Genomic DNA, 23545 nt, shown 5'->3' with positions numbered 1-23545 from the left:
CAAATCATCATATTAGACATCTATGTTTTATCAATGAATATTACACGTAAGACACCTGAAATTGTTTGTAAAACCAGATGTCTTTAACGTATACTGTTAAAAAAGAACAAAGGAGGATACTTTATGAACAAATTTTTCAGTTTTGAAGAGATGATTACACCTATTATCATCAAAGTATTATTTTGGGTTGGTCTTGCTGCATCCGTTATATTCGGCCTTATTACTATTTTTACAGGTATTATTGAAGAAGAATTTTTACTTATTTTCTCAGGTCTTCTCACGATTGTTATTGGAAGCCTCTTAGTGCGAGTTTATTGTGAGTTATTGATTATTATGTTCAAAATCTATGAAACATTAAAACAAATAAGGGATAAATAATTTATCAGAGTTAAAAAAAGAAAGGGAATGGTGTATCACATAAAGCGATACACCATTCCCTTTCAAGCTTCAAACAAAAATCTTATTTCGATTGTACTCCTTCAATAATTACCCCGCTCTCTGGAACAGGCGGAATTTCATTCATCTCATAATCCAAATCCTGTTCAATAAATGTAAACGAAAGATGGTTTACGAAAAAGTCGAGTGTCGTTTTTAAAACATCCATTGTCATCCATTCGCCGGCACAGCGGTGACCGATGTCAAATTCTCCGCCGCCCTGCGGAATAAAATTAAATGGAGATTCCTTCCATCCTTGAAATCTTTCCGGCTGAAACCGATCTGGTTCTTCCCAAATAGCCGGGTCATGGTTTGTACCATATAAATCCAATAGGGTTAACGTTCCTTCTTTAAAAGTATATTCACCCCAGGTAAAATCCGCTTTGACTCGTGCAGGAGCAACTGGGAAAAACGGATAGAATCGTCTTACTTCCTGAATAAACCGATGCAAATCTTCTTCTGTCTCCAATTTCACTGCTTCTTCTGGATAATCGTGTACAGCCAGCAGGACAAAGTCTATATAAACAGCAATTGCGACGATTGGACGCAACAAGTTCAGTAATTCAACGGCAACAACAGAAGCATCCAGTAATTCTTCGTTCACGTCCCGATGCATTGCAAAATGGTATACGGCACTATCCTTACGAACCTCTTCCGCCGTATTTTCGCGAACTCTCTCCACCAAGCCTGTTATTCGTTCTTCCGCTTTCGATCTGGATTGTCTGGCCTGCCAATGGCTCCATCCAACTGCACCGGCATCTTCAAACATGTCACTTAGCTGGTCTGCCCATTCGGGGATGTCTTCTTGTTCATAAGGAACCCCCGTCCATCGTAAGGCCGATTTCGTCAATACATATTTGGCTGTTTGATAAACCTGTATTTCTTCCTTAGAATTACGCTTCATTTCCTGCTCCCATTCTTCCCGGATGATAGCAGATATCTCGTTCAGCCTTTCTTCTGTCATCAGAGACATAAACATTGCTTTCCGATGATGGTGATCCGCTCCGTCTAATCCCTGAACGCCTCCCTCACCAAACAGCGTTTTCTGAATTCGCCCGGGAGAAGCATCCTTTCGAGAAAATTTGGCATTATCATAAAAAAGTTCTGCTTCCTTCTCACCTACCATACAAATGGTTTTCTCCCCTAACAGCCTTGTTTCAAATACACGAGATTCAAACTTATCCGAACGATTGGTTACAAATCGGTACCCTTCATCCAAGAGCTTCAGCGTATGATCCAAACCTTTGTCTTTTGGCATGTGTGTCTCTGTCATTTCGTTTCACCCTCCATAAATAATGTACTTTATTATATCGTTCCTTTTTTATTTCCTATTTAAACAAAAAATAGTGATTCTCCACCCTTCGGTGAAAAACCACTACCTGTTATCCAGCGTATATTTCTGTCCTAATCTTTTTTCCCGCTTATCTCTAAAACCGTATCATAAAGTACATTGGCGGCAATCACAATGTCTTCATCTGAACTGTATTCTAATGGGTTATGACTAATCCCATCCTTCGACCTGACAAATAACATAGCAACCGGAGCGGCCGCAGCGATATTCATGGCATCATGACCAGCGCCGCTGACTAAAGCATAAGGACGGATGCCCTGCTTTTCAATACTAGCGGCAAATTGCTGCTGCAGGGATTCGTCAGCTTTTGCAGGCTTCGCACGCTGCAGCTCTACTATCGCTGCGGTGACATGACGGCGCGCTGCTATGTCATTAATTTGCTGCTTCACTTCTTGTTCTATTTCACGGATAGTATGCTCATCAATATCACGAATATCAATGGTAAAGGTTACTTTTCCCGGAATAACATTGACCCCGTTTGGCTCTACCTGCAATTTCCCAACAGTGCCCACAGAATCATCTTTTTTCTGGAAGCATTGCTCCACTGCCAAAATCATTTCACTGGCTGCGGTTAATGCATCGTGTCTGATATGCATTGGCGTTGCTCCAGCATGCTCACTGATTCCATTCACCGTTACCTCTAACCACAATGGAGCGGCAATTCCAGTGACTACCCCTACCGGCAAGTCTTCTTTTTCCAGTACTTTCCCCTGTTCAATATGCAGCTCCAAATAGGCTTTGATATCCTCCCGCTTTAATTTTTCTAAAGGAAAAGGGGATAATCCAAATTGCCGTGCTGCTTCTTCGATGGCGATATTCGCAGCATCGGTTTTCTGTAATTGTTCTGGCTTTAACAGTCCTGCCATCGCGCGGCTTCCAATCAGTCCGAAACCGAATCGCGTTCCTTCTTCATCTTTAAATGCAGTTACTTCCACCTTTTTATGAAGCGGAACCTGCTGTTCATGAAGGGTTTGCACGACTTCAATGGCCGCCAGCACCCCTAAAGCACCATCGAATTTCCCGCCGTCCGGAACGGTATCGATATGCGAGCCCAGCATAACTGTTTCTTGCGCATCTCCATAAGAGCCAACAATATTTCCAATTCCATCCACATTTACCTGCATACCCGCTTCTTTCATATATTCTGTTACAAGGTCAATTGCCTGTTGTTCTTCCTTTGTAAAAGAGAAGCGGTTTATGCCGCCTGTTTCGTGGTTCCGGCCAATCTGGCTTAACTCATCCAGCCGCTGCAACAATCTTTTGGCATTTATCATGGCCTTACTCCTTCATCTGAAACTGGAAGTGACATTGACCTTCACGCAATACATACTGGTCATGCACCACTTCAAAATTTTTATTATATCCTTTCGCCACAGAAGGATCGATTACCTGGCAGTAAAGAATGCCGTATTTGCCCATATCATCATCTGCCCACTGCTGACCAAACGGACAATACGTAAAGGTTTGTTCTACTTCATTTTCTTTATGCACGGTATCTACTTCAAATAGTTCACTGCGGGCCATATCATAGTTTTTCAAGTAATTATCCGAGTTATTTTCTAACCCATTGGCACGCGCACGCTGGGCAATCCCTTCTCCGCGCTTTCTTCCGTACCTTTCTACAGCACGCCGAATAACATCCTCTCCTTCTTCTTCATATTTGTCTACGACCTGCTTTGAAATTTGAGCGAACATTTTGGAAAAACGTGCAAAGGTTGTTAATTCTGCATATTTTTCTTCTTCCTCCACAACCTGTGGTAAATATTCATAAAAGGCATGATTTTGTCCTTCTGCTGTTGCTTTTTGTGCCATGGTTTCTGCATCTTTTAACCCGAATGCTTCCAAACCTTGCTGTACAAGCTTTCGTCCTTCTTTTTCACCATATGCTTCTATAATCGAAAGATGAAGTTCCGTAAACATTTTCGCTGTAATAATATCCATGGACAAAGCTTTCATCATCAGCTTTTCTTCACTCATCTTATCTATCTCCTTAAATTCTTATTATTTTACTTGGGTTTAAATCTATTATAAAATAAAATCAACTATAAATCGAATGAATATTTTAATATAGCACTATGAAATAAATTCATAGAAATACATTGAAAAGGGAGTTTATAATATGCCTACATTAGCGCAATATATTGCTCTTCATACGTTGATTGAAACCGGCAACTTTACAGAAACCGGTCAGAAGCTCAATCTGACACAATCATCTATCACCCATGCAATGAATAATTTAGAAAAAGAGCTGGACCTATCCTTAATCATACGGAATAGGAATAATATTATTTTAACAAGCAATGGAAAAATGGTCTATGAACACGTTTCGAAAATTCTGCAAGAGCAGCAAAGGCTTGAAAATACCGTTGCCAACTTAAAAAAATTGATTGGCGGAACGATTACTGTCGGCGTCCTTCCCAGTATTTCGCTTGTATTGCTGCCAAAGGTTTTATCCTACTTCGAGGAGCATCATCCAGACGTCACTATTCAGCTGATGGAAGGGGATTATGATCAAATTGAAAATTGGCTGCAGCACGGTGTCGTGGATATTGGATTTCTTGCGAAGCCTGTATCTGAAAATCTAGTATTTGATTTTATCTTTGAGGATGAGCTTCTGTGCATTATGGCAAAAGATCACCCGCTTGCTGCTGAAGATTACCTGACACTGAATCAGTTAAAGGACGAGCGCTGGATTATGCCAAAACAAAACATTGACCGCGATGTATTACGCATTTTATCCAAGCATAACATCACCCCAAATATCGTATATGAATTATCGGTCGATCAAGCCATTTTAACAATGGTAACGGAAAATTTAGGTGTTTCCATTGTTCCTAAATCTATTTTACACCATGCGCCTGCGAGTCTTGTTCAAAAGAACTTTTCTGAACACCACGCACGCACCGTTGGCATTGCTCATAAACGAAACACGTACCCATCACCGGCAGCAATGAAATTTGTAGAAATATGTAAAATATTAGCGGAGGATTTTCCAAATAAGGATTGACAAATCTTTAAAAACAGCATAATATCTGATAAAACTAATAGGTATTATCTTATTTTAATTGTAGATGGAGGAAAAAGCTTGTGCAAACGGTAATTTACGTAGAAATTATTCTCTATTTGCTCGCCATGCTTGCAATAGGAATTTATTTTAGCAAAAAAGATTTAACACATAATGATTATTTTCTGGGAGGCAACAAAGTCCCGGGCTGGGTACTCGCTTTTTCAGAACGTGCTACCGGGGAATCTGCTTATATGTTTCTTGGAGCAATTGGATTTATTTATGTCGCCGGTTTATCCGGTATCTGGGTATTATCAGGAATGTTCTTTGGCGTGCTCGCTTCCTGGTTATTCCTGTCCAAACGATTTATGATGGAACAGCAAAAATACAAGGTAAATAGTTTAACAGATTATATTGCAGTTAAATTTCCGGAGCATGCGGATATCATCCGCTGGTTAGCATCGATTGTCATGGTATTTTTCTTTGTCTGTTATTTAGCAGCCCAGTTTTCTGGAATGGGAAAAACCATTTATTCTATTTCCGGATTCAGCATTACCTGGGGAACGATTATTATCGCAATGATTATTATCGCCTATTCCTGTTTGGGCGGCTTTATGTCCGTTGTCTGGACAGATGCTGTACAAAGCTTTTTAATGCTGTTTTCTTTTATTATCATACCTATTGTTGCCTTTATGGAGATTAAAAACCAAGGCTTGAGCGTCTCTGCAGAACTCTCCTTAAGAGGCGGAGGTGCTGACAGCTGGACTGGCGGTCTGAACGGTCTCGCCTTAGGAGCAATGCTCTTTACCAATTTCTCTTGGTTTTTTGGCTGGCTCGGCGGACAGCCGCAGCTAAGCTCCCGATTTATGGCAATTACAACCGAAAAGGAACGGGTTACCGGACGAAACATGGCTATTATCTGGACAATGATTGTCTATGTAGGAGCCTTTCTATCAGCTATTTTTGCCTCTGCTTTATATTCACAAGGCACACTGGCTGACCCGGAAATGATTCTGCCGCATATGATATTTGAAATTTTACCACCATGGGTTGCCGGAATTATCATAGCAGGGATTCTGGCTGCGATTATGTCGACAGCATCTTCGCAGTTATTAGTTATCACCACCTCCATCAGCGAGGATATCATCCATAAAACGCTCAGGTGGAATATTACCAGTAAAAAACTCGTACATTTATCCCGTTTCGTGGCATTGATCAGCGGGATTATCGGCATTATTATTTCACTGAAATCAGAATCGGTTATTTACAGCCTTGTTTCTTTTGCATGGGCAGGAATCGGAAACACTTTTTCCGTCGTCGTGCTGCTCATCTTCTTTTGGAAACGCGTCTCAGGAATCGGGGTCATCGCGACCATTATTGTCGGCGCAGTCAGTGCTGTCGTCTGGTCTCTTTCACCGCTCGAAGCAATGGTATCTGCCAAAGCGGCAACCTTCTTTATCTGTTTGATTGTCGGGATTGTATTTTCTTTACTTTATCCGGGTAAAGAACCAAAAACTGCGGCTTAAAATAGGAAATAGATGTAAAAAGAGCTCATTCTTCAGGTTGAATGAGCTCTTTTTTGTCCTTATGTTACTGTTTACCCGCATGTGCCGCTATTCGGGAACAGGCAATTTTTTATCTTATTCAATATTATCCGGAAAAACAGATTCATCTAAATCATACGCATCTACCGCTTCTTGCACACTGATTTCCGTATCTATCAGCTCTGCTTCATAGAAGGTATCAGCTAATTGCTGTTGGTTTGCAATCACTTCTTCTGTCATCCTTTGCACGCCAAACTGCCGTCGCTCATTTGCAACCTCCAGCGGTTCCGGATCTAATCCTAACTCTTCCGCCAAAATTTCAGCGGCCTCTCTTTTCTCTTCATTTGCCCACTGATCCATATTTTCCAATTCCTCTAAAATAATGGTGAGCGCTTCTGGCTGTTCTTCTGCAAAGCCATCTCTCGCTAAATAAAACGTACGGTTTTCAATGAGATCTGTTCCGTCAAGAATCGTATGTGTTTCATTTTGGTCCTGAACAATCGCATAGAATGGATCCCATGTTCCAAACACGTCAAATTCATCGTTGGAAAAAGCCATCAAGCCTTCGGAGGCATCCTTATAAAACTTCATATCTACCTCATCCCAATCGATACCTGCTTCCTTTAGTGATTCTAATAGAAGGTAGTGCTGGTTCCCGCCATTGGTCACACCGATTACTTTCCCTTTCAAATCTTCTAATGTTTCAATGCCTGAACCATCTCTTGCCAGTAACGCAACACCTTCTGGGTAAGGGGACTCCGACGCTACATAATTGACGTTATGCCCTCCCGACTGCATCAGAACACTATGTACATCCGAGGAATGACCAAAGTCAATATTATCCGTATTTAACGCTTCGATTAATGGAGCGCCCATAGAAAATTCTTTCCATTCTACGTTATAGCCGGCTTCATGTAATGCTTCATCTAACGTACCATGCGCTTTTAATAGATTCATGGTATTCCCTTTTTGGTAGCCTAAGCGAATCGTTTCGCCATCCTCAGACGCATCAGAATCCGAATTCGCTCCACAAGCTGCCAGCACAGCTATGAAACTAAAAATAATCAGTGCAAAGAGTAATTTCTTCATCATTTATCCTCCTACTATCTGGTCCAGTATTTTCTTTTCGTAACTTGTAAACTTGTCATCTCGTTCCCGAGGCCGCCCTAAATCAATCTCCTGATCCAATTTCACGCCTCCTTCATCCAGAACAATAACACGATCTGCTAAATAAACTGCTTCAGATACATCATGTGTTACTAAAATAGAAGTAAAATGCTGTTCTTGCCACAGCCCTTCCATTAAATGCTGCATGTCCATCCGGGTTAAAGCATCCAATGCTCCCAATGGTTCATCAAATAATAAAACATCCGGGCTGCTCGCCAAGGCTCTCGCTAGTGCTACACGCTGTTTTTGCCCGCCAGACAATTCATCTGGCCAATCCCCTTTTTTATCACGCAGCCCTACCTTTTCTAATGCTATTTCCGCGTCCACCTTGTTTACTCCGCCAATAGCAATATTCTTTAAAATATTTTTCCATGGAAGCAGGCGATCATCCTGAAACATAATGCGTATATTCGATTTTTTTGCTTCTGCACCTGTATAAGCTAAAGATCCGCTGGTCACCTCTTCCAGTCCAGCAATCACTCTTAACAGCGTACTTTTCCCACACCCGCTTTTTCCAACGATCGCTGTAAAGCTGCCTTTCGGTATGGATAAATCTATATCTCGTAGAACCTCATTTGCCCCAAAACGTTTCCCTACATTCTTTAACTCAATACCAAACATGTAACCCCTCCTGACTGACCTTGGCAGTTAATTCTTCCGGTATGCCGGGTTCCATTTTAACAAGCGCTGTTCACAAACCTTTGCAATGAAGTCGGACAGCTTTCCTAAAATCGCATAAAGTACAATCGTTAACACCACAATATCCATTTGCATAAACTCACGGGCTGTGGTTGCCAAATAGCCGATCCCTGCATCAGCACCTATCGTCTCCGCAACAATTAACGAAATCCATGTCACCCCAAGCGCATAGCGGATTCCGACCAAAATATTTGGCATCGCACCAGGTAAAATAATATTCGTGAACAGCTGCCATTTCGACATGCCGTACACTTTCCCCATCTCAATTAATTTATAATCCACATTCTTAATACCGTTAAACGTATTGATATAAATTGGAAACATTACGCCAACCGCAACAAGAAATATTTTGGCACTCTCTCCAATTCCAAACCATAAAATAACGAGCGGAATAAGTGCTAAATGTGGAATCGTCCGTATCATTTGTATCGATGTATCAATTAATTTTTCTAAAAATAGAACGGTTCCATTAAAGAGCCCAAGCAGAAAACCAATGGTACCGCCAATAAAGAATCCAATAATAGCCCGCTCCGTACTTATATACACATGCTTCTGCAGCTCCCCCGTCTGGAATAAATTTTTCCCGGCCTCGACAACTTCAAGCGGAGTCGGCAGCATAGTAGACTTAATCAAACCACGGTCGCCAAGCACCTGCCATAAAAGCACCACAACAATTGGTAATAACCACGGAAATAGCTGGTTATTATACCACTTATTCTTTTTCACTCGTTCTGCCCCTTTCGTATGTATGAATTTTTTGATAAGTTTTTGTATCTCATCCCCGCACTCTGTTTCAATCAGATCAACGAAAATATGTAAACAGATTGACTGCATTTGGTAAAAGCCAAAAAGAAGACTCGTAACTTCATGATGATATATATCTATTTCAAAGCTTTAAATACCCTTAATTCATTGAATAACGCTTTAATTATAACCTTTCTTCTAGGAATTGTAAACATTCAATTTTATGTCATTTCAGCTTGTACAACTGTATCATATTATAAATGAATTAACATGATAAATTTATATAACAGGGTTTTTGCAATGAATAAAGGGAGTGTGTTCTGTTCATTTTGAAGCAAAATAAATGGTACGTTTTCTATATATTTAGCTAGTAAAAGTACACACTTCTAATTTATTGAGGAAGATTTCTCTAAAATTTACTTCATAAAAAATAACCTCTGACTACCAGAGGTTAAAGTATTTCGTTAAATAGAATAGTAGAAAGATTATTTATCCAGCAGCTTTCCTTCACTGATTAACGTGTTAAGCAAACCTGTAAATCGCATTCTTTACTTTAATTTGCTCCTGCCGATTTCCTCCCGAAATGGTAACGATAAAAGGTTTCTCATCTCTTTTTTTCAACGTATCAGAAACTATCCCTTCACCTTCAGGCTCATAAAACAAAATGTCTCCGCCTGGCAGCTTTAAACGATGTCCTGTTGCAGATAACCCTTCATCAAAGAACGATTCTCCCTGCTCCAATCCCAAATAAGTCTCCCACTTTTCGATAACAGCTTTTGCATCCTTTACAGCAAAGCCAACAGATTCTAAGGAAAGATTTCCTTTTTGATGAGCAGCAATCGTTCCTTGCTTTTTCAGGGTTTCCCTGCGCTCTTCATCGGTTTCTTCCCATTCAATAAAGAATGGCAAGGATAGCTTTTCTTCTGGATTTCCCGCAAATAACAACTTCCAATGTATCATGCTGCCGTCTGGTCTTTTTCTTCCTAAAGGAACTGGACCAATAACCTCCAGTCCAAGTGATTTAAAACGCTTTGCTTCCTCCTCCAGATTACGAGACCTTAATGCAATTCTGGATAAACCTGAAGCATAATCGTCTTTTTGAAAGGTATCTCTCAGACTATATTTTTCAGCAGGCTGGTCAGCTAACTGCTTATCAAACACGCCAATCAGTTCGATATAACTTAAATCAAAATGGCTAAGCGCATTATAAGTACCGCCATTATCATGCTTTCCTCCATCTACAGCATGGAGACCAAGCTTCTTTAACGCTTCTTTTGCTTCTTCCGGACTGTCAACAAAATGAACGAGATGGTCAAACTGAAAATGCATTTGTGTTCTCTCCTTTTTATTTTTTGATAAAGTTATTCATATTGGAATCTTCTAAATTTCATACAGTTACTCCAAGCTGTATACCTTCTATTCATTTTAAACTATTTTCATACCTCTTGAAGAAAAAAACAATATATTCTTATCACGTAACTTGCTTTAAATTTAACAAGTTTGGGTTGAAAAAAGCAATTACACCAAAAAGCCGGCGGAGTATTCCCTCGCCGGCGTTATAAACAGAGAAGCTATGGTATCCTTTTAATTTCTTACACTGGATGGAAAATATCGATTTTTCAATTGCGTTGAAAACACTTCGAGAATAATCGCAATCAATAAGATAGCGTACGTAATAAATCCAACCTCATTCAGATCGAAATAAAACCCAGAGGCCATAAATAATTCAAATCCAATTCCGCCAGCTCCCGCAGCAGCTCCCATCGCCACAGCCACAGAAAAGTTAATTTCAAAACGCAGGAAGGTCCATGATAATAAATAGGTAAACGTAGAAGGAATAATGCCATGTATAACAACATGCCACCAGCCGGACCCTGCAGCTCTTAATGCTTCCAAAATGCCTTTATCGACTTCTTCAAATGCTTCGGAAAATGCTTTTACTAAATACGCAATGGAATGAAACAGCATACCTAATACTGCAGCTTCACTGCCGAGCCCGGCAGCAATTGCAAAAATAAGCACCCATAATACGGTTGGCACTGCGCGAATAAAGGCTACAATGACACGAACGACCTTGGTAACCCATTCCTTCGATAAATTAGCTGCAGCTGTTAATGCTAAAAAGAAAGCAATAACAGCACCAATAATTGTAGACAAAACAGCAAGTCCCATCGTCACTCCAATTTGATATAATGCTTCGGCCCATGTGAAATGGTTGAGTGCCGGCTTAAAAAACATCGCATATAGATTAGAAGCTGTCTCCACTACCGCAGTTCTTATTTCTAAACCCGTATAATCAAACAATAAAAAACCGGCAATTGTTAAGACAAATAGCGTAATCATCGTCATCCGTATAACGAATTTTGATTTATTTCCAGCCCTTAAGGATATGCTTCCATTCTTCTTGCGCTTTATATACGTGGATTTTACTATTGTTTCCATTACATAATCACCTTCCGTATATAGTTTGACATAAGCTCAATAATGATTACTGCGAGCACAATGCTGAAGGTGACTAGAGCAACTGCATTATAGTTCATTGATTTATAGTACATATCAAAGGTATATCCGATTCCTGTACCTGTTAAAATACCTACTAATGTCGAACTGCGGATATTTGTTTCAATCATAAATAAAATCCAGCTGATCATTTGTGGTAAACTTTGCGGAATGACTGCTTTATTTACAATATGAAAATAGGTTGCTCCTGTAGCTGTCAAGGCTTCAACCGCACTGGGACTTGCTTCATCAATGGATTCAATAAATACCCTTGTTAAGAATCCAACTGTTCCTACAAATAATGCTAAATACCCCGTTAACGAATTTTGTCCAAAAGAAAGCAATAAAATCAATGCCCAAGCCACAACCGGGATATTACGTGATACAGATGCAATGAAGCGGGCAAACACACTTAACAAACTATTTACGCTCGTCGTTTTTGATCCCATGATGCCAAGAAAGATGGAAACAATCGCAGCTGTCGTCGTTGCTGCTATGGACATAAAAATAGTCTCTATCAGTTTGTCCAAAATGGTTGGCAGCCTTTCTAGCGACTCCTGGGTAATGAACAAATTAGAAAACATCCAGCCAATCGCTTCAGGAAATGCTGCGAACCCATCCATAAAGTTAAAATTCGTTATCGCTGCAGATAAATATGTTATGGCAATGATAATCAACAAAGCTATCGTCAGTTGCCATTTTCTTTTTTGCATCCCCTTTTCACTCACGTCAATTCCCCTCACACTGTTATTAATTCCCGCATTTGCGTACCATAAATATGATTGATTTTTTCCTCTGTCAGCTTATAATTTGGTCCGTCAAATACAACTTCCCCTTGATTTAAACCAATAATTCGATCTGAATATTGCTGTGCCACTTCTACTTGATGTAAATTAATCAGACAAGTTATCTCTAGTTCAGTAGTAATGGACTTCAAATGATCCATAATAATTTTTGAAGCATTTGGATCGAGTGAGGCAATCGGTTCATCGCACAGGATGAGCTTTGGATTTTGAATAAGTGCGCGAGCAATGCCAACTCGTTGCTGCTGTCCTCCGCTTAACTGATCACAGCGTTTATAAGCATGCTCCTCGATTCCAAGTTTACGAAGAAGAAAAAAAGCATGCTCTTTTTCTTCTTCTGTAAACCTGCCAAGTACGCCCTGCAGGGTGGACTTATAACCTAAGCGCCCGTGAAGAACATTTTCAATAACGGTTAGCCGTGGAACTAAATTATAATGTTGAAATACCATGCCAATATCCGTACGCAGTTGTCGCAATGCCCGTTTTTTTAATTTGGTTATTGGCGCATGATCAAAAACCACCTCTCCATCACTTATGGAAACCATTCGATTAATACAGCGCAGCAACGTAGATTTTCCTGCACCTGATGGGCCAATAATGGAAACAAATTCTCCAGCTTTTACGTTAAAAGAAATATCTTTTAATACGGTCGTTTCGTTATTATATGATTTACTTAGTCCTGCAATTTGTAAAAATGTCATACTTAGGCTCCCTCCTATAAAGTGAAACTGCATTCAGAGGAGGACTTTCCATCCCCCTCTGAAGGTTAGTTGAACGAATCGGGCCATTACTGGCTGTTTAATCTCCCGCTTCCCCTTGTTAGAACACCTGGATGATGAAAACGGGGTCCTTCCGACACATTACACGCGCAAAATGATGCGTGCAGTCCATTTTGTACTATTAACATCCGCTATAGATTTCATGACGAGCAGGTTATTGAAGTTCACGAATCGGGTCAAACCACTCATCTTCTACTGGCGCAAAACGTTCTTTGTCCGATTTAAAAAACAATGCCGACCCCTCCGAATCTTCCGGTACAAAAATCCCTTCATTATCAGCTACTTCATCTGAGGTTAATGCTTCTTGTAATTTCTTATAGTCTTCTTCACCCAAGGTATCCATGTTTGCTGCAAATGGCGCATTAAGAACAGGCGTTACATCCATTAACGTGAACTCTTTTCCTGTTACGTTGTTAAATGGCTGTTCCGCATTTTCCTTTACTTTGTAGATGGAGCCAACTTCATTCTCTTCTCCTTCAGCTACCTCTACGTAGTTTTCTACGCAGGTATCACAAAAAGCTGCTACATCTGCATTTCCATCCAATAAATTCACTGCAGAACCCTGGTGAGAGTTTCCAAAAAGAACTTGTGAAAAAAGCGGTCCGCCCTCCATTAAATCTTCTTCTGTCAAATCTTTATACGAATCTTGCTCTGTAAAATGAGCAATAATTCCTGAAGATGGCACTTTGAATCCTGAAGTGGAGCTGTTAGACACAAATGAAAACCTCTTGTCCGCTATTGTATCTAAGGAATATTCGCCATCTTTTTTATAATTGTCCTGATCGTCTACATTTACTGCCAGCCAGCTATGATACACTGCGTCATCTAATGTTCCAGACGGCCCAGTTGGAACAACGATTGGCTGGATCGCGTCGTTGCCATTCTTTGCTTCAATATAACCTTGAGCACCCATAAATGCTACATCTGCGTTATTATTCACTAACGTCTCAATTGCAATCGCATAATCTGTTGTTAAATGATGCTCTACTTCTTTTCCAGTAGCATCTTCAATTATTCTTCCAATCTCATCACGAGATGATTTCAAATCTTCCCCCGACTCATTGGGGTACCAGACAACATCAATCACATCATCTACTTCCGCTTGCCCTTCTCCTGCACCCGCGCTGCTTTCTGAACATCCTGCTGCGAATAGAACCAATAAAAGCAAAATACCTAATTTAGTTAACGTTTTCTTCATGGTAACGCTCCTTTTTATTGATAGATTAGTGATCAGAACGAATAATGAGATTTTCATCAGTTTGCTTCTGTTAGTAAATAGCCCTCCTTAATAATTATTTCCTCTGCTTTTCCTCTTCTAATTAAAACATGGCTTAACTGAATATAGTTTATATTTACAATAGTTTCATAGAACATTTAGCAACTTTACAAATGCTTAACCTTTAATCGATTAACACTTGATTTAAAAGGGAAGGGCTCGTAATCGAACCGACCTCTATTTGCATTCCAAAATCACCATGATAATCTGTACCGCCAGTCATGATTAAACCGTATTTTTCAGCTAATTCTTCTACTTGTTTATGATCTTTTGCAGTATGATCAGGGTGATTCCGTTCAATCCCGCCTAAACCAGCTTCCACAAGTTCGGGAATCATTTCATAGGAATTCAGCTGACCTGGATGGGCAACAACAGCTACACCTCCATCAGCCACTATCGCTTCTACAGCAAGAAATGCATCCACATATTCAATATCTCCGGCAGCAGACCCATCTCCCTTAAAAAGATTGTGATACAACGCTTGATACGACTTAGAATCGTATGCAGCTGATGTAATTTCCTGCATAACATGCTGCTTATAAATGGTTTCACTCGGGTACGCTGCTTGGATAACTGCTTGCGGATCAATCTGATAGCCATGTTTATTAAGCTGGCCGATTTGCCAAAGGGTATGAGCCTGTCTCCTGTTTCGTACCGTTTTACAAAGGGCTTCGATGTTCTTCGCTTCAGAATAATAATTATAGCCAAGTACGTGCACTTTTCGTTTTCGCTTCAAATCATAAGCCGATATTTCAATGCCTGGAATTACTTCTATGCCATAGCTTTTTCCTAAAGCTTTTTTTTCGAAAAAACCAGCTATGCTATCGTGATCGACAAAGCTGATTTGTGTCACGCCATGTTTCACTGCTTGCTCGAGCACCTTTTCCACATGGTCAGAACCATCCGAATAGGTGCTATGCACATGGAGATCAGCTTTCATGCATAACGCCTTCTTTCACAAGTCCGACTTGACTAATTTGCATATCAAATACGTGGTCACATAACCCATCCATAAATTCTATGTCGTGAAAAATGCCGACCAGTGTAGTGCCGCTTGCTTTCAGCTTTTCAATCATTTCGCGTACTTTCATTTTCGATTGCTGATCCAGACTTGCAGTAGGTTCATCAAGCAATAGCAATCGTGGTTTTTTGACAGTCGCCATGGCAATATTTAACCGCAGCTTTTCACCACCCGAAAATGTATTTGGATAATGATCCCAAAGCTTTTGGTCCAGCTCAAAATGTGTTAGCACCTTTTCCGCTTCTAATTTTGCAGTCTCTTCTGTTTCGCCCATTTCCAGTATTGCTGTCTCTACAAGCTCTCTAGATGTCGTTCGCGGCATGACATCTAAAAACTGCGAAACATATCCTATTTCATGCTTTCGCAAATAAAGAATTTCCCGTTCTGTTGCCTGGGTTAAGTCAATCAACCCATAGTGTGCCGAGTCATAAATAATATTCCCCGTATCTGGATAGTACGTACGATAAATGCTTTTTAAGATGGTTGATTTGCCGCTTCCGCTTTTGCCGACAATTCCAAGAAATCCGCCCTGCTCCAGTGAGAAATGAATATGCTCCACTGCTTGTCTCGTTTTGCCCAAATGATGAATTGTAAACCGTTTGCCAAAATCTTTCACTTGAAGCATCGTCATTGATGGAACCTCCTATTTTTTAGTTTATACGGTAATTTGTCGTTGTAATTAACGAACCATTTACCATCGCTTTCGTTAACATTGGATAACCGTCATCCATTCGTTCAATAACAAGCATATCTGCTTTTTTACCAGGTTTTATGGAACCTATTTCATTATCCATTCGCACAGCCTTTGCAGGATTAAGCGTTACTTTCATAAACATGTCGTGCAAATCATTTCCATGCGTTTCACTTAAAGAAAAAATGGCGTGCAACAAAGCTGCAGGGTAATAATCACTGCATAAAATATCAATACAATCTTCTGAAATTGCTTCAGCCGCTGACAAATTCCCTGAATGCGAGCCGCCAAGCAATACGTTAGGAGCGCCCGCTACTGTCTTCAATCCAAGCTTCTTTGCTTTCTTGGCAATTTTCATCGTAATTGGGAACTCGCTGATTGTCGTACCAAAGGATTGTACAAGATGAAGCTTATCGATATTGTCATCGTCATGTGATGCTACTGCTATCCCTTTGGATATAGCTAATTCAGCAACCTCCTGCATGCGTTCAATCGTGATACTCTCTACATCTTGTCTTTCTAAAATAATGGTTTGTACCGCCTCATCAGATAAATCGCGATAGCCTTGTAAGGTTTCTCGGTATACTTCTAAGTCACGATACTGTCCTTGACCAGGTGTATGATCCATAAATGAGAGGAGATGAACCTTATCTGCCTCGACATTGCGGATTAACTGGTCTACCTCTAAGATATTATCGATTTCAAATCGGGCATGTAATCGATGACGAATCAAATGCAGTTCATGATGGGTATTGGCAATCGCATCTATCATCCGTTGTACATTTTCAGGTTTACGGATTGGCTTATGACCAAATGCATCTTCCCGAAAAAAAGATAACGAGTGAAATATCGTTGTAATTCCGTGACCAATTAATATTTTCTCTGCTTCTCTCAAGCTGATATTAAAATCCATCATACTCGTTGGCCTCGGTGAAGCAACTGTTTCAATATAGTCTGAATGGATATCAATAAAGCCTGGCGAAATATATCCGCCATTCGCATTAACTCTGTCAGCCTCGGGATAATTATCGATTTCCGTTTCTTGAATGATTGATTGAATGGTGCTCTTTTCCACAAGTACAGCATGGTCTTCAAGTATCGTTTCTTCTGTAATCACTTTTCCATTATGAATAACATACACAATAAGCGCCCCTCCTATAATAATGAATAAACTAAACGTTGCGTATAAGCTTGTTGCGGATCTTCTAAAATTTGATCCGTCAAGCCTTCTTCAATAACGGCTCCATTCAGCATGACCATCGTTCGATCGGCCAGCATGCGAATAACTGCGAGATCATGAGAAACTACAATCATACTAATGCCCCATTTGCGCTGAATTTCTTTTATTAAATCGAGTACATTCGCCTGGACAGACAAGTCTAACCCTGTCGTTACTTCATCTAAAAATAGTATCGGCGGATTATTCGACAAGGCCTTCGCTATTTGCACCCGCTGCTGCATCCCGCCGGAAAAGTTTCGCGGTTCTTCTTTTGAACGAAACAGCGGGATTTGCACATGTTCAAGCAGCCTTTTTCCCGTTGCTTCCATAGATGATACATTACGGTTTCCAGCTGCAATAAGCTTTTCCGCAATATTTCCGATAGAAGAAAAATTCATTTTCAGCCCATTTACTGGGTTTTGATAAACCATTCCGTATTTGTGATTACGAATATACCTTTTCTTCTGTTGTGATAAATCAAAAATATTTTGACCAGTTAACTCCGCATTGTTTAAATAGACTTCACCAGAAGTTACTGGTGCATCAAAATAGAGACACTGCATCATCGTTGATTTCCCGCTGCCACTCTCTCCAACAATTCCTAATATTTCTCCTGGAAACAAATCCAGGGATACATCCTGGCATGCATACACTGTTCCACATATCGGGCAGTAATTTTTCTCCAATTGCCTTTCTCTTTTATCAAAACAATGGATACAACCTTTTCCAAACTGTTTATTTAGATTTCGCACATGTAATATCGGTTCTTCATGCATGATAATGCCCCACCTCCGCTGGTTCCTCGCTGTTTAATCGATCTATACAGTAGCTCGTATCATTACATTGATAATATGTTTCACCCGTTTCCTCATCGACCAGTTCATCAAGAAAAACATCTTTGGTTCCACATAAATGACACGCATGGCCAGCAAATGATTCCACGCTGAACGGATAGTCCTCAAAGGCAAGAGATGCCACTTCCGTATACGGCGGCACAGCATAGATTTTCTTCTCCCGGCCTGCACCAAGTAATGTCAGGGCTTTGGACGCATGCAATTTGGGATTGTCGAATCTTGGAATGGGACTTGGCGCCATCACATAGCGGCCATTTACATATACCGGATGATCTGCACCTGTCGCTGTCTTCCCATACTTCATAATCTGCTCAAACAGCAAAAGCCAAGCACCGCTGTATTCTTCTTCCGCATGCAGCCGTTTCGTTGCATACTCGCTAGCTTCTACCTTACGTAATGGTTCAGGTGTCGGGACCTGTAATACCAAAATTTGCTCTTCTGAAAGCTGTGCTTCCGGGATGCGGTGCCTCGATTGAATGATGGAGGCCGCTTCTGTATGATTTGTTAACTCAACATTTGTTGTTTGCTGTACGAGTTTCTTAATACTGACAGCATTGACCGATTCATCTGCACCTTGGTCAATTACTTTTAATGTATCTTCTTTACCAATTAAAGATAAGGTAAGCTGCAATCCTCCTGTGCCCCAGCCTCTTGCAATCGGCATTTCTCTAGAGGCAAATGGGACTTGATAGCCCGGAATAGCCACTGCTTTTAATGTTGTTCGGCGAATTTCTTTTTTTGACCCTTCATCAAAAAAAGCAAAATGTGTTGTATGCTTCATTGCGCTCCCCCTTTCTTTTTAACCTCACGTATACTTCCCAGCTTCGATTGGAAGGTAACATAATGCGGGAGTTTCAGATGCGATATAAATCCTGTTGCTTCCACCGAATCGATATGCAATAGAACAAACTCTTCATCATGCGTAGGAAAGCTGGCTTCCGGATGCTCTAAACACTGATCTAAAATGCTCATTGCTATTGCTTTTGTTTCATTTTGTCCATAGCATATGCCATAGCCAATCTCAAAATCTAATTCTTCTTCATTTTGCTCGTTTTTAATAGAGACAGGTACAAACGATTCTACTTCAGAAACCTTGATCTCTCCGATATAGTAACTATCTTCTGCTGTCTGTTCAGGCTCATTGGGATGCTCTACATAGATTGGCAGCTTTCCGACACGAACCTCCCCAACAGTTGGATGAACCTGACCGTAACCCCGTAAAGAAGCATAACCAAGTGCTGTTACTGCACCTGTCTGTCCACGCGTCAGCGTTTGTAATCTGGCACTTCGGGAAGCTGGAAAAGAAAGGTTTTCTTTTGTAATATCGGTTGGCATGGTGTTATCTAATTCATATGTTCCAAACAGTCCTTCCTCCCGTAAATAATCTACTACCTTTGGTAAATATGAAATTTCGCCATCTTCTTTTACTTCTTGCTTTATTTTTTCCATATACTGTTTCATCCATTGATCATTCTTCAGCCGCGTTTCCTCTGCTAATGAAAAATCAAGTAAACGGTGGGTATAATCTGTGGTAGCCCCCAATATTTGACCACCAGGAATATCCTTGAAGCTTGCTGATATTCGTCGTTCTACCAGCATCGAGTCAGACTCTATGATATTGCTATAATATAATCTTGGTAATGTAGAGCGATGGGATCGCATAATAAACACCGCTTCTTCCATACTTCCTTCCGCTTGTTTAATAGCTAATGCCGCAAGAAATGGCGAATATAAGCTGCTTTCTGACATTACTTGATCTACCATTGCCCGCATTGTTGCGATAATCGTGTTTACTTCTATTATTTCTCTCTCTTTTAAACGGTCATATGTTAACCGATTGATAGATGCTTCAATTGCCATCGTTCCGCCTTTGACAGCTACATATCCCAATCATCTCACCTCCTGCTCAGAAACATTGGTTGTTCGGGGTATACAAGTAATTTGCCATTTTTCATCCGTAAGCATCAGATCAATGCCGAGTGGATATTCTTGTACTGTCTCACTTCTAGTTTGCCAAATACTTGGTTTAAAACTGGTAAATAAATCCTTTTGTTTTTTAATCCCTGGCCCAGTTAATTTCAATTGATTCTGATTCGAAAGAGGCGCGCTGCTTTCCATTATCCAGGTAGAAGAATGCTGCGGATTAATCAAGTCTCCTGTTTTTGCAGCTCTCATTCCTTCTACAATGGAAGCATCTGGAGCATCTTTCAATACAATAATAAAATCTGCTTCTTCTACAGGTGCATGCTTAGCTAATGTATAAGCTGCAATCTTATCTTTAACTACCTGGCTGTTCTCTGAAATAACATGAAACGATACTTCTCCATCCAGTAAAGTCATCGTAATCAATAAGGTCGTATCATAGCATGCTATTTCATAATCCATCCGCTCTTTATATGCTTCTAAATTAGTCACCTTTCCCGGTCTAGCCATACTGTCCAATATACTCCGATACACCTTTTGTAAATCATGAACTTGGTCAATAGGCATACAATCTCTCCTGTTTTTTTATTTTAAACTGCGGTTTACAATCATCTTTCATCTAAACATCCATTGTTTCAAAGCTTACTTTTGTTTCCATTAATTCTGCCTGTTGCTTTGCTTTTTTACGCTTTATCTCTGCTTCAGCCGCTACTAAAGCATCCTTCCAAGACAATGTTTCCGGGAAGCTCGCATTATAGGCAGCATCAATAATAGCTAAGTTCAATGCCAAACCATCATGCATTCCTTGTATTATCCCTATACCGATTTGCCCATTTAGCTCTACCTTTGCTTCTGTAACAAGAACTTCACCAATATAGAATAAAGATTTTTTTGCGCTTTCTCGCATTTTTACCATCGTTAATCCATATTGTGGAGCAACAATCTCCTTGAAGCTGTATGTCTGTTTTATTTGATTTGCCAAGCTCTCTGCCAAATCAGTGTCTGATTGGATAAGAATCTCAGTCCTTCTCTTTCTTTTCATTCATACATCCTCCTTTACAAGTTCATACTAACTTGTTGCCAAGTTGCTGTGTTTTAAGATAACGTAAAGTATTTGTAAACAGCACTTTATATTTATTGCTTAAGAAGAGACATCTTACACCGCAGGCATAAACAGATATTTAGACGTGACAAAAGTAAAAGAATCACAGCGAGATGCGGTAATCGATTTATCATTTTTTAACCTAAAAAAACGGTGAGATCTCAATATAGACCTCACCGACTTTCATCTGTTGTAATATCATATTTAAATTTATCACTGCGATAAATAATTTTCGTGTATTCCAGCACCTTCTCCGTTTTGACATCGATACAACCCGTCTCAAGCACGATAAGGGGAACCATACTGCCGCACGACAACAGTTCTTGTTCATAAGAAGTGGGAAATGTAATACTTAATAATGATTGTTTACTCTTAAATTCCTCATATCCTAATTGACGGTAATAAGCAAACATAGACAATATTTGCGGCCCATTTTGAGCTATATCCGGAAATAGTGCTTTGTTTACAAACGACTGATGAATCGCTATTGGTTCATTATCAATTAATCGTAGCCGGCCAATTTTATAAACTTCTGCTTCCAAATCTGCCTGTAACGCATCATAGACTGTGCTATCATAATTAATTTTTGTACAGTACATGTTTTTTGTCGTCAAATGATAACCCGCTTGCTTCATCTTATCCGTGAAACTGGTGCTTCCTGTTAAATGCAATTGAATTGGCTTGGTCGTTTCTTTTAAAAAGCGGCCTTTCCCCTGTACAGAATAAATATACCCGCGTGCTTCCAATGTAGTTAAAGCATTTCTTGCTGTGATACGCGACACATTATACTTTTCTGCGAGTTTATTTTCAGAAGAGAGCTTTTCACCAGGGTGCATCGTTTTCGCTATAATCTTTTCCATTATGTCGTCAATAATTCTTGTTTCTTTATCTATAGCCATCCATATCCCCTTACCAAGCTGCTTTGTTTTTTCTTTAATTCGTATTTGGCCATTTCCATACTGCCAACAAAACAAAAAAGACCATCATCAAATTCAAAGTGCATGTTATTTCCTCCTTTTCCGTTCCATTTTATACGAAACAGCTGATAAAATGAAGCAACGTTCAGGAAAAAATAGGTTGTTTTTCAAATAAGTCAGTTAATTCGAACAAAATAGAACACCTAATTACCATGGTTTCCTACACTTCTTTTCTATACTTCAGCGTGATTCCCCATCGCAATAGACAATCTATTCCATGTATTAATTTGAATAATTACCATTACAAGCTCCACATATTCCTTTTCATCAAAATATTCCCTTACCTTCTCATACAACGCATCACTGACTCCATTTTCTGAAACTAGCGTCATATTCTCTGCCAGTTCAAATGCAGCCCGATCCATCTCCGTAAATATTTCTTCCGTTTTCCAATGCTTCAGTGCATCTATCTGTTTGTCGGATACGTTTAGCTTTTTCGCTGCTTTGGTATGCATATTCAGACAATAAGAGCACCCATTAATCTGTGAAACTCTAATCTTAATAAGCTCTTTCAGCTTCCTGTCAATCGAAGTTTTCCGTACATATTTTTCAGATTCCATAATGGGTGTCATTGCATTTGGAGCAACTTTAAAATAGTTTATTCGATTATCCATTTTCATCATTCCTGCCGCTTTCACAATCCCTTTGTTGACCAGCTTTGCCATATCCATTCTCCTTTTTGTAAATGTTATAAAATCCACGTACCTTCTTATTTCCCATCAAATAAGTGCAACATTTGTTGCAATGTTAAGGGTATCGTATACTAGCAGTAATAAAGAATCAATACAATTTAAGTAAGTCCTACAAAACCCCATTATATGTAGGGTGTACAGAGAGGAGTGGAACAAGATGTCTGATACAAGCAATAATCCTTCTGCCATCAGGTCTCAAGAATGGCTGACAGACGCGCTTTTATCTCTTTTGGAAGAAAAATCCTTCTATAAAATCACCATTAAAGAGATTGCTGAACAAGCCGTTTTAGACCGAAGTACCTTCTACCGGCATTTTGATTCGAAAAATGCTGTTCTGGAACGATACCTCCATCAGCTGGCACAAGAATACCTGCGAAGGCTGGATGCAGGAGAAATTATGGACATGGGGAAAGTGGCAAGCATTTTCATTACTTTTTGGATGGAAAATATAGACTTTATTCGTATCATTCGAAAAAATGATTTAGATAGTTTACTATTAAAGACTTTTAATAAACACCTGCCTTCTATCCATAGGCTCACTGAAAACAAATTTAGCTATATCATCAGTGAAGAAAATATGGAATTTGCTTTAGCTTTCAACGCAGGCGGAATGTGGAATATCCTGATGAAGTGGGTTGATAGTGATTTTCAGCATACGTATGACGATTTGATAAAAGCTTTTGAGGAAATAACCCGGTTTAACTATGCTAGGCAGGATATGGAAACAAAAGAAAAGTGAGCCGAACTTTTTAGGAGGGCTCACTT

25 protein-coding genes are annotated in these 23545 nt (G+C 39.9%); 4 read left to right on the top strand and 21 right to left on the bottom strand.

Annotated elements, in window-relative coordinates:
• Window positions 1-123 precede the first annotated feature (123 nt).
• Entirely contained in the window at window positions 124-378 is a 255-nt protein-coding gene (locus tag ACZSMY_RS20160; RefSeq protein WP_042530962.1) for a DUF4282 domain-containing protein, read from the top strand.
• An 82-nt stretch (window positions 379-460) separates the two neighbouring features.
• Here the strand turns inward: ACZSMY_RS20160 and ACZSMY_RS20155 are convergent, their stop codons facing one another.
• The 3 genes from ACZSMY_RS20155 to ACZSMY_RS20145 all read right to left on the bottom strand — a co-directional run bounded on the left by ACZSMY_RS20155 (window position 461) and on the right by ACZSMY_RS20145 (window position 3763).
• Window positions 461-1708 carry a cytochrome P450 gene (locus tag ACZSMY_RS20155; protein WP_042530961.1) on the bottom strand — a complete coding sequence of 416 codons (1248 nt, stop codon included), beginning with the start codon at window positions 1706-1708 and terminating at the stop codon, window positions 461-463.
• A 131-nt stretch (window positions 1709-1839) separates the two neighbouring features.
• Window positions 1840-3060, bottom strand: coding sequence for a Zn-dependent hydrolase (locus ACZSMY_RS20150; RefSeq protein ID WP_193064221.1), 1221 nt, complete (start codon window positions 3058-3060; stop codon window positions 1840-1842).
• A gap of 4 nt (window positions 3061-3064) precedes the next feature.
• Entirely contained in the window at window positions 3065-3763 is a 699-nt protein-coding gene (locus tag ACZSMY_RS20145; RefSeq protein WP_042530957.1) for an L-2-amino-thiazoline-4-carboxylic acid hydrolase, read from the bottom strand.
• Between the two features lie 142 nt (window positions 3764-3905).
• Between ACZSMY_RS20145 and ACZSMY_RS20140 the strand changes: the two genes are divergently transcribed.
• Together ACZSMY_RS20140 and ACZSMY_RS20135 are read left to right on the top strand one after the other, a co-directional pair.
• Complete coding sequence (locus ACZSMY_RS20140) at window positions 3906-4793, top strand: LysR family transcriptional regulator (protein WP_256705512.1); 888 nt, start codon at window positions 3906-3908, stop codon at window positions 4791-4793.
• 80 nt (window positions 4794-4873) lie between these two features.
• Window positions 4874-6316 carry a sodium/proline symporter gene (locus ACZSMY_RS20135; RefSeq protein ID WP_042530953.1) on the top strand — a complete coding sequence of 481 codons (1443 nt, stop codon included), beginning with the start codon at window positions 4874-4876 and terminating at the stop codon, window positions 6314-6316.
• 114 nt (window positions 6317-6430) lie between these two features.
• Here ACZSMY_RS20135 and ACZSMY_RS20130 read toward each other — a convergent pair whose 3' ends face one another.
• From ACZSMY_RS20130 to ACZSMY_RS20045, 18 genes are all read right to left on the bottom strand, one after another.
• Window positions 6431-7426 (bottom strand): aliphatic sulfonate ABC transporter substrate-binding protein, encoded by a 996-nt coding sequence (locus ACZSMY_RS20130; RefSeq protein WP_193064219.1) that lies wholly within the window; start codon window positions 7424-7426, stop codon window positions 6431-6433.
• Entirely contained in the window at window positions 7427-8122 is a 696-nt protein-coding gene (locus ACZSMY_RS20125) for an ABC transporter ATP-binding protein (protein WP_042530950.1), read from the bottom strand. It abuts the gene before it with no gap.
• A 27-nt stretch (window positions 8123-8149) separates the two neighbouring features.
• Window positions 8150-8926 carry an ABC transporter permease subunit gene (locus ACZSMY_RS20120; protein ID WP_246529012.1) on the bottom strand — a complete coding sequence of 259 codons (777 nt, stop codon included), beginning with the start codon at window positions 8924-8926 and terminating at the stop codon, window positions 8150-8152.
• A 540-nt stretch (window positions 8927-9466) separates the two neighbouring features.
• Complete coding sequence (locus ACZSMY_RS20115) at window positions 9467-10273, bottom strand: VOC family protein (protein WP_042530946.1); 807 nt, start codon at window positions 10271-10273, stop codon at window positions 9467-9469.
• A 255-nt stretch (window positions 10274-10528) separates the two neighbouring features.
• A complete protein-coding gene (locus ACZSMY_RS20110; RefSeq protein WP_042530944.1) occupies window positions 10529-11386 on the bottom strand; it encodes an ABC transporter permease subunit in 858 nt (285 codons plus the stop codon).
• A complete protein-coding gene (phnE, locus tag ACZSMY_RS20105; protein WP_042530943.1) occupies window positions 11386-12171 on the bottom strand; it encodes a phosphonate ABC transporter, permease protein PhnE in 786 nt (261 codons plus the stop codon). Before phnE ends, ACZSMY_RS20110 begins: the two co-directional genes overlap by 1 nt.
• An 11-nt stretch (window positions 12172-12182) precedes the next feature.
• A complete protein-coding gene (gene phnC, locus ACZSMY_RS20100; RefSeq protein WP_042530941.1) occupies window positions 12183-12947 on the bottom strand; it encodes a phosphonate ABC transporter ATP-binding protein in 765 nt (254 codons plus the stop codon).
• Window positions 12948-13179: 232 nt separating this feature from the next.
• The gene (locus tag ACZSMY_RS20095; RefSeq protein WP_465148245.1) at window positions 13180-14223 is read right to left on the bottom strand and encodes a PhnD/SsuA/transferrin family substrate-binding protein; all 1044 of its coding nucleotides are present in this window, start codon (window positions 14221-14223) and stop codon (window positions 13180-13182) included.
• Between the two features lie 202 nt (window positions 14224-14425).
• Window positions 14426-15241, bottom strand: a complete 816-nt coding sequence (locus ACZSMY_RS20090; protein WP_042530937.1) for a PHP domain-containing protein — start codon at window positions 15239-15241, stop codon at window positions 14426-14428.
• The gene (gene phnL / locus ACZSMY_RS20085) at window positions 15231-15953 is read right to left on the bottom strand and encodes a phosphonate C-P lyase system protein PhnL (RefSeq protein WP_042530935.1); all 723 of its coding nucleotides are present in this window, start codon (window positions 15951-15953) and stop codon (window positions 15231-15233) included. The genes ACZSMY_RS20090 and phnL overlap by 11 nt, the downstream gene beginning before the upstream one ends.
• 19 nt (window positions 15954-15972) lie before the next feature.
• Window positions 15973-17154 (bottom strand): phosphonate metabolism protein PhnM, encoded by a 1182-nt coding sequence (gene phnM / locus ACZSMY_RS20080; protein WP_465148244.1) that lies wholly within the window; start codon window positions 17152-17154, stop codon window positions 15973-15975.
• A gap of 14 nt (window positions 17155-17168) precedes the next feature.
• The gene (locus ACZSMY_RS20075; protein WP_042530931.1) at window positions 17169-18008 is read right to left on the bottom strand and encodes an ATP-binding cassette domain-containing protein; all 840 of its coding nucleotides are present in this window, start codon (window positions 18006-18008) and stop codon (window positions 17169-17171) included.
• Complete coding sequence (locus tag ACZSMY_RS20070) at window positions 18001-18867, bottom strand: alpha-D-ribose 1-methylphosphonate 5-phosphate C-P-lyase PhnJ (protein WP_042530929.1); 867 nt, start codon at window positions 18865-18867, stop codon at window positions 18001-18003. The genes ACZSMY_RS20075 and ACZSMY_RS20070 overlap by 8 nt, the downstream gene beginning before the upstream one ends.
• Window positions 18864-19976 (bottom strand): carbon-phosphorus lyase complex subunit PhnI, encoded by a 1113-nt coding sequence (locus tag ACZSMY_RS20065; RefSeq protein WP_042530927.1) that lies wholly within the window; start codon window positions 19974-19976, stop codon window positions 18864-18866. Before ACZSMY_RS20065 ends, ACZSMY_RS20070 begins: the two co-directional genes overlap by 4 nt.
• On the bottom strand, window positions 19977-20576 hold the full coding sequence (phnH, locus tag ACZSMY_RS20060) for a phosphonate C-P lyase system protein PhnH (RefSeq protein WP_042530925.1): 600 nt from the start codon (window positions 20574-20576) through the stop codon (window positions 19977-19979).
• Window positions 20577-20628: 52 nt separating this feature from the next.
• Window positions 20629-21051 (bottom strand): phosphonate C-P lyase system protein PhnG, encoded by a 423-nt coding sequence (phnG, locus tag ACZSMY_RS20055; protein WP_042530924.1) that lies wholly within the window; start codon window positions 21049-21051, stop codon window positions 20629-20631.
• Between the two features lie 233 nt (window positions 21052-21284).
• Window positions 21285-22010 carry a GntR family transcriptional regulator gene (locus ACZSMY_RS20050; RefSeq protein ID WP_465148243.1) on the bottom strand — a complete coding sequence of 242 codons (726 nt, stop codon included), beginning with the start codon at window positions 22008-22010 and terminating at the stop codon, window positions 21285-21287.
• 251 nt (window positions 22011-22261) lie between these two features.
• A complete protein-coding gene (locus tag ACZSMY_RS20045) occupies window positions 22262-22702 on the bottom strand; it encodes a carboxymuconolactone decarboxylase family protein (protein ID WP_042535870.1) in 441 nt (146 codons plus the stop codon).
• A gap of 235 nt (window positions 22703-22937) precedes the next feature.
• Here ACZSMY_RS20045 and ACZSMY_RS20040 point away from each other — a divergent pair, with 235 nt between their 5' ends.
• Complete coding sequence (locus tag ACZSMY_RS20040) at window positions 22938-23519, top strand: TetR/AcrR family transcriptional regulator (RefSeq protein WP_052484941.1); 582 nt, start codon at window positions 22938-22940, stop codon at window positions 23517-23519.
• Window positions 23520-23545: the final 26 nt, after the last annotated feature.

The organism is Oceanobacillus sp. B139/18, assembly GCF_055524595.1.
Note: the sequence above shows the minus strand (reverse complement) of the source record. Positions and strands in the feature narration are given on the sequence as shown.